This is a genomic window from Pseudomonas sp. C8002 (assembly GCF_013385765.1).
GTDB lineage: Bacteria > Pseudomonadota > Gammaproteobacteria > Pseudomonadales > Pseudomonadaceae > Aquipseudomonas.
This window is the reverse complement of record NZ_JACAPJ010000022.1, coordinates 37,597-50,888: the sequence shown is the minus strand read 5'-3', so window position 1 is coordinate 50,888 and position 13,292 is coordinate 37,597. Positions and strand designations below refer to the sequence as shown.

Below are 13,292 nucleotides of genomic sequence, written 5' to 3'. Positions count from 1 at the left end.
AAATAACGGATATACACCCAACCCCTGCGGGCTACTTCAAATTCCCACTCAAAAACTGCTGCAACCGCTCGCTCTTCGGATTACCCAGCACATCCTCCGGCGCACCCTGTTCCTCCACCAACCCCTTGTGCAAAAACAGCACCTGGCTCGACACCTTGCGCGCAAAGCTCATCTCATGGGTCACCATGATCATCGTCCGGCCTTCCTCAGCCAAACCCTGGATCACCTTCAACACCTCACCCACCAACTCCGGGTCCAGCGCCGAAGTCGGCTCGTCAAACAGCATCACCTCCGGCTCCATCGCCAGCGCCCGGGCAATCGCCACCCGCTGTTGCTGGCCACCCGACAAAAACGCCGGATATTGACCGGCCACCCGCGCCGGCAACCCCACCTTGTCCAGATACCGGCGAGCGCGATCCTCGGCGTCCTTCTTGCTGCAACCCAGCACCCGGCGCGGCGCCATGGTGATGTTCTCCAGCACACTCATGTGGCTCCACAGATTGAAATGCTGAAACACCATCGCCAACCGCGTACGCAGGCGCTGCAACTCAGCATCATCCGCCACGCGCATCCCATGGCGGTCACTGACCATGCGAATCTGCTGCCCATCCAGCGTCATGGCGCCGTCATTCGGCTGTTCAAGAAAATTGATACACCGCAAAAAGGTACTCTTGCCCGAGCCACTGGCGCCGATCAAGCTGATCACATCACCGGTCCTGGCCTTGAGCGAGACACCTTTGAGCACCTCATTGTCGCCATAGCTTTTATGCAGGCCTTCAACGGTCAATTTGTACATGGGGCGTGCATCCTCAAGGCGAAAGTAGGTAGCCGCTGCGATAGGCTTCAGTGCCGGCGACATGGGCAATGACCATCCCGGCAGTGGCCATGCGCCGCAGCGAACGAGCGTAAAGCAGCCCGGCATTGCGGCAATGCACTGGCGTTACGCGGTCGGAAATGGGGTCGATGATTTCGGCGATCAGTTGCCCGGCGTCCACGTATTCCCCAGGCAGCGCGCTGAATACCAGCAAGCCGCCCACGGGTGTGGCCACCGGCTCGACGCCCGCCAGCGGTGTGGCGGGGTAGGGCAATTCCGGTAGCGGTGCCGGCTCGCCGCTGATTGCGCCGAAGTGAATCAGGTAATCGATGATCGCCTGGCAGTCGAGGCTGGCCAGGCCGTGGTTGACGTCGCCTTGGCCGCGCAACTCGACGGTCACCGAAAAGCTGCCCATCGGAATCGGGAAGCGCTCGCCAAACCGTTGTTGCAATTGCCACCACACCAGCGTGAAACACTCATCGAACGACTGCCCACCGGAATCGGTAGCCAACAGGCTGGCTTCCGAACCGATATAGCGCGCCAGCGGCTCCACCTGCGGCCACGCCTCGGGGGTGGTGTACAGGTGTGCAACGGCTTCGAAGTCGCAGTGCAGGTCCAGCACCATGTCGGCATCACACGCCAGGCGTTGCAGCACCAGGCGTTGGGATTCCAGTTGTGTGACGGGCGTTTGCGCCGCCAGGGCCATGGTCAGCGCATCGCGGATCAGTTCGACGTTGTGCGCAGGATCATCTCCCAGCAGGCCTTCGACCTGGTTGCCAACCTCGTCGGACAGGTCGACAAACAGGCGGTTGAAGTTCTGCCCGCTTTCCAGCTCGTAGCGGCCCAGGGGGATGTCCATCAACACCTGTTCCAGGCCGGTCGGGTTGGCGATCGGCACCAGCACGATCTCGCTGCGCAGGCGGCCGGCCGCAGCCAGCTCCGCCAGGCGCGCCTTCAAGTGCCAGGCCACCAGCATGCCCGGCAATTCGTCGGCGTGCAGCGACGACTGGATGTAGACCTTGCCTTCGGCCTGCTCCGGCCCGAAGTGGAAACTGTGGATTTGTCGCTCCGTGCCCGGCACCGGCGCCACAAGTGGATGAATCTGATGACGCATGAAGGCTCCTTAGTGGCTGGGGCCGAGAAAGGCCAGCCAGCGACGCTCCGCCAGACGAAACAGACCGACCAGGGCAAAGGTCACGGTCAGGTAGATCAGCGCAGCGATACCGAATGATTGAAAGGTCATGTAGGTGGCCGAGTTGGCGTCCCGGGCGACTTTCAGGATATCCGGGATGGTCGCGGTGAAGGCCACCGTCGTCGAGTGCAGCATCAGGATCACTTCATTACTGTAGTACGGCAGCGAGCGGCGCAGGGCCGACGGCATGATCACGTAGGCATACAGCTTCCAGCCGCTGAGGCCGTAGGCTTTCGCCGCTTCGACTTCGCCGTGGGCCATGCTGCGGATCGCCCCGGCAAAAATCTCCGTGGTGTAGGCGCAGGTGTTGAGGGCGAAGGCGAGAATCGTGCAGTTCATCGCATCACGAAAGAACGCGTCCAGCACCGGCTGCGCGCGAACCGCCGCGATGCTGTAGATCCCGGTGTAGCAAATCAGCAACTGGATATACAGCGGCGTGCCGCGAAACAGGTAGGTGTAGAACTGCACCGGCCAGCGCACCCAGCGATTGCGCGACACCCGCGCAATGGACAGCGGGATCGATACCAGGAAGCCGATGAAGATCGACGCGCTGAGCAGCCACATCGTCATGGCCAGCCCGGTGATGTGCTGGCCGTCGCTATAAAGGAAGGGGCGCCAGTATTGCTGGATAAGTTCGATCATCGCACTGCCTCCCGGGAGCCTGCGGAGTAGCGCCGTTCGAGGCGGCGCAGGACGAAGTTGGACGCGCTGGTGATCAACAGGTAGATAAACGCGGCGATCACCAGGAAATAGAACAGCTGATAAGTACTCTTGCCGGCATCCTGCGCGGCCTTGACCAGGTCGGCCAGGCCGATGATCGACACCAGGGCGGTGGCCTTGAGCATCACGCACCAGTTGTTGTTAATGCCCGGCAGGGCGAAGCGCATCATCTGCGGGAAGGTCACGAAGCGAAACCGCTGGCCACGCGTGAGCCCGTAGGCCGTGGCGGCCTCCAACTGGCCACGGGGCACGGCGAGGATCGCGCCGCGAAAGGTCTCGGTGAAATACGCACCGTAGATAAAGCCCAGGGTGATCACCCCGGCGCTGAATGGGTCGATCTCGATGTAGTCCCATTCCATAAAGTCGGTAAAGCTGGTCAGCCAGATTTGCAGGCTGTAGAAAATCAGCAGCATCAGCACCAGGTCGGGCACGCCGCGAATCAGGGTGGTGTAGATCTGCGCGGGAATCCGCAGGAACGGCAGGCTGGACAGTTTGGCAGTAGCCCCGAGCAGGCCCAGCAACACGCTGACGGCCAGGGAGAACACCGACAACTTGACGGTCATCCAGGTGCCTTGCAGCAACAGCGGGCCGAAACCCTTCAAGCTGAAGGCACTGAGCCCCAGGGTTTGCAAAAGATCTTCGAACATAAATCAGGACCTATGGCGATAAAAAAGCGCCCCTCCAGAGGAAGGGCGCCCCAGGCATTATTTGCCGCTGTACAGGTTCAGATCGCCAAAGTGTTTCTTCTGGATGGTGGCGTAGGTGCCATCATCGTGTAACGCTTTGATACCTTTATCCAACAAGGCCTTGAGGTCTTTGTTACCTTTTTTGATACCGACCGCAGTTTTGGACGGCAGCAGTGGATCGTCGATGGCCTTGCTGACTTCGTAGTCAGCACCGGCTGGCGACTTCAAAAAGCCCAGTTCGGCTTGCAGCATGTCCTGCACGGAAGCGTCCAGGCGGCCGGAAGTCAGGTCGGCGTACACCTGGTCCTGGTTGGCGTAGGCCTTGGTGGTGACACCGGCCTTGTCCAGTACGGCCTTGGCGTAGGCTTCCTGGATGGTGCCTTGCTCGTAGCCAACGCTTTTGCCCTTGAGGGACTCAGGCGTGGAGTAGTTCGCGCCCTTTTTGAACACCAGGGAAGTTGGGCCGGAGAACAGCTCGTTGGAGAAGTCGATCGCCTTTTCACGGGCTTCGGTCACGGTCATCGAGGAAATCACGCCGTCAAACTTGTTGGCGTTGAGGCCTGGAATCATGCCGTCGAAATCACTTTCGACCCACTTGCACTTGACCTTCAGCTCGGCACAGATGGCATTGCCCAGGTCGATATCGAAGCCCACCAGGCTGCCGTCAGCGGCTTTCGACTCAAACGGCGCGTAGGACGGATCGACACCAAAACGCAATTCCTTGTATTCCTTGGCCAGCGCGGAACCGGCGGCCATGCACAGAGCCAGTGCAGAAAGGGTCAGCAATGCTTTTTTCATTATGTAATCCCTGGAAACCAAGATAAGCGCTTGTGGCGCGGTTAGGACTGTTACTGAACGGTGTCAGACCGGACTCAAGTAGCAATTTCTGCACCATAGTTCCGAATGGTCGTTTTAAAAGGTGAGATTAAGGAGTTGTGCCAGTAGGAAATGCCCGAAAATGGGCATTGATAAATCTATGCATTATTTTGGGGCGTGTGAGGTTTTCAAATGTGGGAGCGGGCTTGCTCGCGAAGGCGGTGGATCAGTCGGTACATGTATTGACTGACACACCGCCTTCGCGAGCAAGCCCGCTCCCACATTGATCGGTGGCGTTGGTGAGAGACGTGTCAGGCCAGTAAATCCTGCAGGGTCGCCAGGTTGTCGGCTTCCTCGACGGCCTTGTCCTGGCGCCAGCGCAACATCCTCGGGAAACGCACCGCAATTCCGCTCTTGTGCCGCTTGGACAGGGCAATCCCTTCAAAACCCAGTTCAAACACCATGCTCGGCGTGACGCTGCTCACCGGGCCGAATTTCTCCACGGTGGTCTTGCGCACGATGGCGTCGACCTTACGCATTTCCTCATCGGTCAGCCCCGAATACGCCTTGGCGAACGGCACCAACGTACGCTCAGTACCGGGCGGGCCGTCCCACACCGCAAAGGTGTAGTCGCTGTACAGGCTGGCGCGCCGGCCATGGCCGCGCTGGGCGTAGATCAACACCGCATCGACGCTGAACGGGTCGACTTTCCACTTCCACCACACGCCCATGTCCTTGGTCCGGCCCACGCCGTAGAGCCCGTCCCGGGCCTTGAGCATCATGCCTTCCACGCCCAGGCTGCGGGACGCCTCACGCTGCTCTGCCAAGTCTTGCCAGCTATCGCCGATCAGCACTGGCGACGTGCGCAACGTTGGCTGGTCGCAGTCGCTGACCACCAGCTCCAGTTGCGCCCGGCGTTCGGCCTGGGTGTGGTTGCGCCAGTCTTCGCCGTGGTGTTCCAGCAGGTCATAAGCGAGCACGGCGACCGGCGCGTCTTCGAGGATTTTCTTGCCCAGGGTCTTGCGGCCGATACGCTGTTGCAGCAGGGCGAAGGGTTGCACCGAGTCTTTCCACACCACGATTTCGCCGTCGATCACCGTGCCATCGGGCAGGCTGTTTTCCAGGTCATGAAGCTCCGGAAAGCGCTCGGTGACCAGTTCTTCGCCCCGAGACCAGACCCACAAGCGGCCTTCGCGCTTGACCAGTTGTGCGCGGATACCGTCCCACTTCCATTCCACTTGCCAGTCAGCAGGGGAGCCGAGCAAGGCATCGAACTGCTCCACCGGCTGGGCCAGGCCATGGGCCAGGAAAAACGGATAAGGCTGCCCGCCACGCTGGGCGTGTTCGTCGGACGATTCGGCGGCAATCAGCTTCAAGTAGCCTTCGGCCGTCGGACGGTTCGACAGGTCGGTGTAGCCCACCAGCCGCTGGGCCACGCGTTTGCTGTCCAGCCCGGCCATGGCGGCCAGGGCGCGGGTGACCAGCAACTTCGACACACCGACCCGGAAGCTGCCGGTGATCAGCTTGATGCAGAGCATCAGGCTCGGCTGATCCAGCTGTGCCCACAACGCGGGCAGGCGTCCTGCCAGTTCTTCTGGCGGCAGGCCACGCAAGGGCAGGAGTTTTTCTTCCAGCCACACGGCCAGACCATCGTCCGAGGTGTGGGGCGATTCCGGTAACAGCAGGGAAATGGTTTCCGCCAGGTCGCCTACCGACTGATAACTCTCTTCGAACAGCCACGGCTCAATGCTCGCGGCTTCGGTGGCCATGTCCCGCAGCAACCGGGTGGGCACCAGTTGTCGGGGCCGGCCGCCGGATAAAAAGTACACCGCCCACGCAGCATCTTCCGCGGGCGCCTGTAGGAAATAAGCCTGCAAGGCGGCGAGCTTGGCGTTGCTGGAGGTGGTGGCGTCGAGGTTGGCGTACAGCTCGGCGAAGGCTTTCATGACGTGGCCTCCTCTTCGTCATCGCCGTATTCGGTGGTGAATCCCTGGGCATCCAGGCCCTTTTCCCGCAGGTGCCTGACCAATACGCCCACAGAACCGTGGGTGACCATTACCCGCTCGGCACCGGTTTGCTCAATGGCCCATAACAGTCCGGGCCAATCGGCGTGGTCCGAGAGCACAAAGCCGCGATCCACGCCGCGCCGCCGCCGGGTGCCGCGCAGGCGCATCCAGCCGCTGGCGAAGGCGTCGCTGTAGTCGCCGAAGCGGCGCATCCAGGTGCTGCCACCGGCGGAGGGCGGGGCGATGATCAGGGCCTGGCGCAACAAAGGGTCGGTCTTTTTGAAGTCGCCGGCGTAGAGGGTTTCAGGGATATAGATGCCAGCTTCGCGGTACACCCGGTTCAAGGGTTCGACCGCGCCATGGCTGAGGATCGGGCCGATGCTGGCGTCGATGCCGTGGAGAATCCGCTGGGCTTTGCCGAAGGAATAACAGAACAACACGCTGGCCTTGCCGGCGGCGATATTGGCCTGCCACCAGTCGTTGATCCCGGCAAAAATCTGCGCCTGGGGCTGCCAGCGGTAGATCGGCAGGCCGAAGGTCGATTCGGTGATAAACGTATGGCAGCGCACCGGTTCGAACGGCGCGCAGGTGCCGTCGGGCTCGACTTTATAGTCGCCGGAGGCGACCCAGACTTCACCCTGGTATTCCAGGCGCACCTGGGCGGAGCCGAGGACATGGCCGGCGGGGTGGAAACTCAAGGTGACGCCGTGGTGGCGCAGGCTTTCGCCATAGGCCAGGGTTTGCAGGTTGATGTCCTGGCCGAGGCGCGAGCGCAGGATACCTTCGCCGGGGGCGGCGGCCAGGTAGTGTTGGTTGCCGGTGCGGGCGTGGTCGCCGTGGGCGTGGGTGATGACCGAACGTTCCACCGGGCGCCAGGGGTCGATGTAGAAATCCCCGGCGGGGCAGTAGAGGCCTTCGGGCCGGGCGATAACAAGATCCATGGGCGTGCCGTGGAGGTGGGCTTGTTAATTATGAGGCGAGGGCGGGTGGAGAAGTTCTATCGGAATGCATGCAATCAAATGTGGGAGCGGGCTTGCTGTGGTGAGGGGGCTTGTCCCCCGTCGGGTTCACCACAGATTGATGGGGCTGCTTCGCAGCCCAACGCGGGGCAAGCCCGCTCACCACAGCAAGCCCGCTCCCACATTTTGATCCGGTTGAGTCAGGGAAACCGGGTTATTTACCCGGCACCAACGTCAACCGCGTCTTCCCATACACCCCGTCAAAGTTCTGTGGCTGCATCGGGAAGCTCAGGTATTGCGCCTTCAGCCACGGGTCGATGCCATTGGCATAGTTCGGGCTGGCTGGGTTGCCGGATTGGCCGATGCCGCTTTGGCCCATCATCGGTTCCGCCAGGCCGAAGTCGACAATCATCCGCAGCGCCGGCACCTGGGTCGTGTCGAAACTCTGGCCCCAGCTATACGGTGCACTGTTCAGCGTGTTGTGATCGCCGCCCGCGGCCAGTGGGCCGCGAATGGCCTGGCCGCTGGTGTTCTTCCAGGTGTAGCTGTGCAGTTTGCCCCACTGCCAGGCCCTGTGATCGGCGCCCAGCGCGCTGTCGCCTGCGGTGATCGCGGCGGCCAGGCTGCGGGCGAGGATCGCCGGCTTGTCGGTTTTCTGCCCGGTGCGGGCGTCATTCCAGAACGGGCTGTCTTCGCGCCCCAGCAAGTGGTCGGCCACCGCCGAGTACGACAGGTTGGCGTTACCGATAAAGGCTTTCCAGGTGGCGCTGTTTTCCGGACCGAGTTCGTCGAGGAAAATCTGCTTGGCGCTTTCCTGCAGGAACAACTCATAAATCGCCGCGTCGGCGGAGGTGGATGCCAGCCGACCGTCGAAGGCCATCAGGCGGCCCAGTGCTTCCCGCGCCTTGGCCTGGTCTGCCACCGGCAATCCATCGATTGCCTGTTTCAGCGGCTGGGCCATGCCCGGCGCCTGGAACATGCTCTTGAGCTTGGCGGCAAACGTGGTGGTCTGGTCGTACTGCATGGCAATCATGCTGCGGCTGTCATGCTTGCCGCTGCCGGCCAGTTGCGCGATACGTTCGGCGCGTTCCGGCGCGGCCCACGAGTTGGACAGTTGCATGCCGTAGCCACGGGGAATGGTGCGCTGGTTGGCCGTGCCGATCCAACCCTGGGCCGGGTCCTGATCGTAGGGGTGCAGCATCGCGTCGGCGTAGCCATCCCAGTCGAAACGCCCGTCCCAGCCCGGCGATGGCACCAGGCCTTCGCCTTCACGGCGGTTGGGGAACCGCCCGGTCACTTGCCAGCCAATGCTGCTGGCGTCGGCGAAGACCATGTTCAAGGCAATTGCGCGAATTTCCCGGGTGGCGTCAGACGCTTTACCGGCGGTTTGCGCACGGGACAGGTCGAAGAACGCGTCCAGGCTCTTGTCGTCCTTGAAATCGGCGGTTTGCAACGCCAGGCCGTAGCCGCTGGTCAGCGACTGGGCACTGTTGAGCAGCGGCCCGTGGCGGGTTTCGTACACCGCTTCGCGAATCGGCCGCTGGCCCTTGGCGAAGTAGGTTTCATTGCGCACGATGGCGGGCAGCCATTTGCCGTTGTTTTCGTAGTACAGCGCGTTGCCCTGGCGCTTGACCTTCTCCAGGAATACGTCCTGGGTGTCACCCGAGACCTGGCTCATGCTCCAGGCCACCTTGCCGTTGAAGCCGGAAAGCAGGGTTGGCAAACCGGCGATGGACACACCGGCGGCCTGGTATTTCGGCGAGCGGATCTGCACGTAGTTCCACAGCGACGGGGCCTGCATCGAGGTCGACAGGTCATTGGCCAGCAGGCTCTTGTTACTGCGGCTGCGCTGCGGGCCGATCGCCCAGTTGCTGGAGCTGGACGTGCCCAGGGTGTTGAGGGTGTCGAGGTGCTCGCTGAGGCTGGTCAGCGCAGCGAGGCCCGGGATCTGGCCCAGGTTGATGCCCTTGAGCTTGTCGGACTCGGCCACTGGCAGCGGTTCATCCGGGTAGCTCGGGGTCAGCCAGGCGAGTTTGTCGGCACCGACTTTTTGCGCGAGCACCAATGACGACAGCTCTTCCTGCAAGTTGGTCGACTCGCTGAAATTCAGCAGGCAGAACAGCAGCGCCGAATCTTCCGGCTTCCAGTATTCAGGCTTGTAGCCAGTCTGGGCCAGGTCTGGCGGCAGCTTGTCGCGGTAGCGGAACAGGTAGGCGTTGACCCCGCGCGCATACACCTCAAAGAAGCGCTTGAGGCGCGGCGACGAGGCGTTATAAAGCTCGCCGGCGCTTTTGCGCAGGTTGACCGCCCGCATGAAACGGTCGACATCCAGCACATCCGGCCCGGACATTTCCGCCAGGCGGCCCTGGGCCAGCAGGCGCAGGGTGACCATCTGGGTGATGCGGTCGCTGGCGTGCACATAGCCCAGGGTGAACAGCGCATCGTGGAAGGTGCTGCTTTCAATCAGCGGGATGCCCTGGCTGTTGCGGCGCACCGAAACGTTCTGCGCCAGGCCCTTGATCGGCTGTACGCCGGAAACCGGAGGCAGGGTGTCTTGGGTGCTCTGTAACTGGCAACCGGCCAGGCCCAAGGCACTGGCAATTGCCGCGGCAACGCCGAACCGGGGAAGAAAGTGTGAGAGGGCTGGCGAGGCCATGGCAAAGCTCCTGCGGGGGGTAGCGTCAGTAAAGGCGCTACGTTAGTGAGCGCGGCGAAACGACGCAAGCGGGAGGCGATGCTTATTTCAGGATTTGCGTAAGGTTTCCAGTCGGGCACAAATCAGTGTGGGAGCGGGCTTGCTCGCGAATGCGGTGTATCAGCTAAAAGAGTTGTGGCTGATCCACCGCATTCGCGAGCAAGCCCGCTCCCACATTTTGATCCCGTTGACCTTCAGGATTTTGGCGGATTGACCTTCTGCACCAGCTCATAGGCACGCACCGTCGCCGGGCGTTGCTTGATGTGGTTGAACCAGCGTTCTACATGTGGGAAGTCTTCCAGCTTCTGGCTCTGCCACTTGTGGGAAACGATCCACGGGTAGATCGCCATGTCGGCAATGCTGTACTCCTCGCCGGCCACGAACGTGCGGTCGGCCAGGCGCCGGTCCAGCACGCCATACAGGCGGGCGGTCTCATCCACATAGCGTTTGATCGCGTAGGGGATTTTTTCCGGGGCGAACTGGCTGAAGTGATGATTCTGGCCGGCCATCGGGCCCAGGCCACCCATTTGCCAGAACAGCCATTGCAGCGCTTCCTGACGACCACGCAGGTCCTGGGGAATGAACTTGCCGGTTTTTTCCGCGAGGTACAGCAGGATCGCACCGGATTCGAACAGGGAAATCGGCGCGCCGCCGTCGGTCGGGTTCTGATCGACGATGGCCGGGATGCGGTTATTGGGGGCGATCTTCAGGAAGTCGGGCTTGAACTGATCGCCCTGGCCGATGTTGATCGGGTGTACCTCGTAAGGCAGGCCGGCTTCTTCCAGGAACAACGACACTTTGTGACCGTTGGGGGTGGTCCAGTAATACAGGTCGATCATGAAGCTCTCCAAGGGTGGTGACGCTTGAGCGAATGCCTGTAGGTATAGGTGATGTTAGGGTGACGAAAATTCAATGAAACATTTGGGTCTATCGATATGGAAATTCGTGCGGGCGCAGCGTTGATTCTGATTGACCAGCAAAAAGGCATTCACCATCCCAGGCTGGGACGGCGCAATAATCCGCACGCCGAGGAGCGCATGCAGGCGTTGCTGGCGCATTGGCGGCGCGAAGGCTGGCCGGTGATTCATGTGCAGCATCTGTCCCATTCACCGGAATCGGTGTTCTGGCCGCAGCAGTCGGGGGTGGAGTTTCAGGATGCATTTATTCCGCAGGCGGGTGAGCAGTTGATCCAGAAACGGGTGCCGGACGCATTTTGTGGGACGGGGCTGGAAGCGAGGTTGCATGAGGCCGGGCTTCGGCAAGTGGTGCTGGTGGGCGTGGCCACCCATAACTCGGTGGAGGCCACGGCCCGCAGTGCCGGCAACCTGGGGTTTGAGACGTGGGTTATCGAAGATGCCTGCTACACCTTCGACAAGGCGGACTTTTTCGGGCAGATGCATTCGGCGCAGGCGGTACATGCCATGTCGTTGGGCAACCTGCACGGCGAGTACGCCACCGTCATCTCTTCAGAAACCCTCCTCCCGTAGGGAGGTCAGGTTACGGCGCCGTCCACCAACACCTGCAACGTTTGTTGTGAGCATCGTTCGATGCGTACCCGCACACCATAGACTTCGGCAAACAGCGCCGTATCCAGCACGTCATCCGCCGCGCCACTGGCGTACAGCCGGCCCTGGCGCAGCACCGCGATATGGTCGGCATAGCGCGCCGCGAGGTTGATGTCGTGCAGCACCACCACGGCGATCAGGTTGTGTTCCCGCACCAGGTCGCGCACGCAATCCATGACCTTCAACTGGTAGTTCAAGTCCAGCGCACTGGTGGGTTCATCCAGCAGCATCACCTGTGGCCGGCGCGCAATCAGTTGCGCCAGGCTGACCAGTTGCCGCTGGCCGCCGGATAACGTGCTCAATAGCTGATCCGCCAGATGAGCGATGCCAATCCTTTGCAACGCATCAAAGGCCTCGCGCATGCACGCGTCGCTTGAAAGCGCAATGCCCTCGACGTTCGCCACCCGCAGCGCCGCGATCACGCTTTCCATCACACTCAGGCTCAAGCCCGGCGGAAGGTTTTGCGGCATATAGGTCACACGCCGGGCGCGGTCACCGACGGACATTTTCGTCAGGTCCAGGTCACCCAATCTGACAACGCCCTGCATCTTTTCCAGCCCCGCCACCGCCCTCAGCAACGTCGACTTGCCCGCACCGTTCGGCCCGATCAACGCGGTCAGGCTGCCGTGGGCCAAGGTTGGCAAACTCAGGTCATGCACAATCTGGCGCCGGCCATAGCTGACCTGGGCGTTCTGAATCGACAGCCCGCTGCTCATAACTGCCTCCCGCGCTTGAACACCAGCAACACGAAAATCGGCACGCCCACCAGCGCGGTGACGATACCCACGGGTACGATCACCCCGGGCATGATCAGCTTGCTGGCGATGGATGACAGCGACAACAGTAACGCGCCGACAAGCGCGCTGGCCGGCAGCAGGAAGCGCTGGTCTTCACCCACCAGAATCCGCGCGATGTGCGGACCCACCAGGCCGATAAATCCGATGGTTCCCACAAACGCCACGGCGGTGGCCGACAGCAGGCTGATGCGCAACAACGAGAAAAACCGCAGGCGCTTCACATCGACACCGAAGCTTTGCGCGCGGTCTTCGCCCATGCGCAACAGGGTCAGGCGTGGCGCGGCCGCGAAGGAAAAGGGCATGACCACGGCGACCACCAACGCGAGGATGCCGAGCTTGTCCCAGTTGGCCCGGGTCACGCTGCCCAGGGTCCAGAACACCAGTTGTTGCAGCACATCTTCGGTGGCGACCAGTTGCAACAGGGCGACCACCGCGTTGCAACTGAACACCAGGGCAATCCCGAACAGCACCAGGCTTTCCACCCCGGCTCCGCGCAGGCGCGACATGGCCTGCAGCAAAAAGACCGAGGCGGCGGCAAACACAAAGGCTGAAATGGAAATCGCCGTATTGACCGACACCCACAGCGTCGTCACCGGAAACACAATCACCAGGGACGCGCCCAACGCCGCCGCCGAGGAAACCCCCAGGGTGAATGGACTGGCGAGCGGGTTGTTAAGGATCGCCTGCATCTCGGCGCCCGCCAGCGACAGCGCGCAACCGACCAACACCGCCATCAAGGCGTAGGGCAGGCGCACGTTCCAGATGATCACCTGGTCGGTGGCGCTCAGGTGGGCCGGGTGCAGCAAGCCATCGAGCAGGGCGCCAAGGCCCATGCCCGACGGGCCGCTGGCCAGGTCCACGAGGATCGCGCACATCAGCGCGCCACCCAGCAGGGCCAGCAGCCAGCAACGACGCGCGAGCAGGCGGCGATAGCCTTGGCTGGCGGTGGCGAGGTCGAGGGTTTGAGTGGTCATTGGATTCGCAGCCTTGAAAACGACGAAAATCCCTGCCGGTACACGGTCAGTGTGGGAGCTGGCTTGCC

The 13,292-nt window shown here is 61.9% G+C and carries 12 protein-coding genes; 1 reads left to right on the top strand and 11 read right to left on the bottom strand.

The annotated features are described in order from the left end of the window. Nucleotides 1–31: 31 nt before the first annotated feature. The 9 genes from HX814_RS24365 to HX814_RS24325 all read right to left on the bottom strand — a co-directional run bounded on the left by HX814_RS24365 (nt 32) and on the right by HX814_RS24325 (nt 10,727). Nucleotides 32–796 (bottom strand): ABC transporter ATP-binding protein, encoded by a 765-nt coding sequence (locus HX814_RS24365; RefSeq protein ID WP_008432141.1) that lies wholly within the window; start codon nt 794–796, stop codon nt 32–34. Nucleotides 797–809: 13 nt separating this feature from the next. Further along, the gene (locus HX814_RS24360) at nt 810–1,928 is read right to left on the bottom strand and encodes a succinylglutamate desuccinylase/aspartoacylase family protein (protein ID WP_003209530.1); all 1,119 of its coding nucleotides are present in this window, start codon (nt 1,926–1,928) and stop codon (nt 810–812) included. Nucleotides 1,929–1,937: 9 nt separating this feature from the next. Then, a complete protein-coding gene (locus tag HX814_RS24355; RefSeq protein ID WP_003209532.1) occupies nt 1,938–2,648 on the bottom strand; it encodes an ABC transporter permease in 711 nt (236 codons plus the stop codon). After that, the gene (locus tag HX814_RS24350; protein WP_134325837.1) at nt 2,645–3,373 is read right to left on the bottom strand and encodes an ABC transporter permease; all 729 of its coding nucleotides are present in this window, start codon (nt 3,371–3,373) and stop codon (nt 2,645–2,647) included. The genes HX814_RS24355 and HX814_RS24350 overlap by 4 nt, the downstream gene beginning before the upstream one ends. Before the next feature lie 57 nt (nt 3,374–3,430). Beyond that, a complete protein-coding gene (locus HX814_RS24345; protein ID WP_003213667.1) occupies nt 3,431–4,210 on the bottom strand; it encodes a transporter substrate-binding domain-containing protein in 780 nt (259 codons plus the stop codon). Between the two features lie 329 nt (nt 4,211–4,539). After that, nucleotides 4,540–6,174: an ATP-dependent DNA ligase gene (locus tag HX814_RS24340; protein ID WP_177009880.1), complete on the bottom strand. Its 1,635-nt coding sequence runs from the start codon at nt 6,172–6,174 to the stop codon at nt 4,540–4,542. Next, a complete protein-coding gene (locus HX814_RS24335) occupies nt 6,171–7,175 on the bottom strand; it encodes a ligase-associated DNA damage response exonuclease (RefSeq protein WP_003213671.1) in 1,005 nt (334 codons plus the stop codon). Before HX814_RS24335 ends, HX814_RS24340 begins: the two co-directional genes overlap by 4 nt. A 232-nt stretch (nt 7,176–7,407) precedes the next feature. Continuing rightward, the gene (locus HX814_RS24330) at nt 7,408–9,849 is read right to left on the bottom strand and encodes a penicillin acylase family protein (protein WP_177009881.1); all 2,442 of its coding nucleotides are present in this window, start codon (nt 9,847–9,849) and stop codon (nt 7,408–7,410) included. Nucleotides 9,850–10,082: 233 nt separating this feature from the next. Then, entirely contained in the window at nt 10,083–10,727 is a 645-nt protein-coding gene (locus HX814_RS24325) for a glutathione binding-like protein (RefSeq protein ID WP_003213676.1), read from the bottom strand. 96 nt (nt 10,728–10,823) lie between these two features. On the opposite strand from HX814_RS24325, the gene HX814_RS24320 reads away from it, so the two are divergent. Further along, on the top strand, nt 10,824–11,375 hold the full coding sequence (locus HX814_RS24320) for a cysteine hydrolase family protein (RefSeq protein ID WP_177009882.1): 552 nt from the start codon (nt 10,824–10,826) through the stop codon (nt 11,373–11,375). A 5-nt stretch (nt 11,376–11,380) separates the two neighbouring features. Here HX814_RS24320 and HX814_RS24315 read toward each other — a convergent pair whose 3' ends face one another. Further along, nucleotides 11,381–12,169: an ABC transporter ATP-binding protein gene (locus tag HX814_RS24315; protein WP_177009883.1), complete on the bottom strand. Its 789-nt coding sequence runs from the start codon at nt 12,167–12,169 to the stop codon at nt 11,381–11,383. Further along, nucleotides 12,166–13,224 (bottom strand): iron ABC transporter permease, encoded by a 1,059-nt coding sequence (locus HX814_RS24310; RefSeq protein WP_087694269.1) that lies wholly within the window; start codon nt 13,222–13,224, stop codon nt 12,166–12,168. The genes HX814_RS24315 and HX814_RS24310 overlap by 4 nt, the downstream gene beginning before the upstream one ends. Nucleotides 13,225–13,292: the final 68 nt, after the last annotated feature.

Coding starts and splice junctions, on each gene's coding strand:
- HX814_RS24345 (WP_003213667.1), bottom strand. CDS start 4,210: ATGAAAAAAGCATTGCTGACCCTTTCTGCACTGGCTCTGTGCATGGCC.
- HX814_RS24335 (WP_003213671.1), bottom strand. CDS start 7,175: ATGGATCTTGTTATCGCCCGGCCCGAAGGCCTCTACTGCCCCGCCGGG.
- HX814_RS24310 (WP_087694269.1), bottom strand. CDS start 13,224: ATGACCACTCAAACCCTCGACCTCGCCACCGCCAGCCAAGGCTATCGC.
- HX814_RS24325 (WP_003213676.1), bottom strand. CDS start 10,727: ATGATCGACCTGTATTACTGGACCACCCCCAACGGTCACAAAGTGTCG.
- HX814_RS24365 (WP_008432141.1), bottom strand. CDS start 796: ATGTACAAATTGACCGTTGAAGGCCTGCATAAAAGCTATGGCGACAAT.
- HX814_RS24340 (WP_177009880.1), bottom strand. CDS start 6,174: ATGAAAGCCTTCGCCGAGCTGTACGCCAACCTCGACGCCACCACCTCC.
- HX814_RS24320 (WP_177009882.1), top strand. CDS start 10,824: ATGGAAATTCGTGCGGGCGCAGCGTTGATTCTGATTGACCAGCAAAAA.
- HX814_RS24350 (WP_134325837.1), bottom strand. CDS start 3,373: ATGTTCGAAGATCTTTTGCAAACCCTGGGGCTCAGTGCCTTCAGCTTG.
- HX814_RS24355 (WP_003209532.1), bottom strand. CDS start 2,648: ATGATCGAACTTATCCAGCAATACTGGCGCCCCTTCCTTTATAGCGAC.
- HX814_RS24360 (WP_003209530.1), bottom strand. CDS start 1,928: ATGCGTCATCAGATTCATCCACTTGTGGCGCCGGTGCCGGGCACGGAG.
- HX814_RS24315 (WP_177009883.1), bottom strand. CDS start 12,169: ATGAGCAGCGGGCTGTCGATTCAGAACGCCCAGGTCAGCTATGGCCGG.
- HX814_RS24330 (WP_177009881.1), bottom strand. CDS start 9,849: ATGGCCTCGCCAGCCCTCTCACACTTTCTTCCCCGGTTCGGCGTTGCC.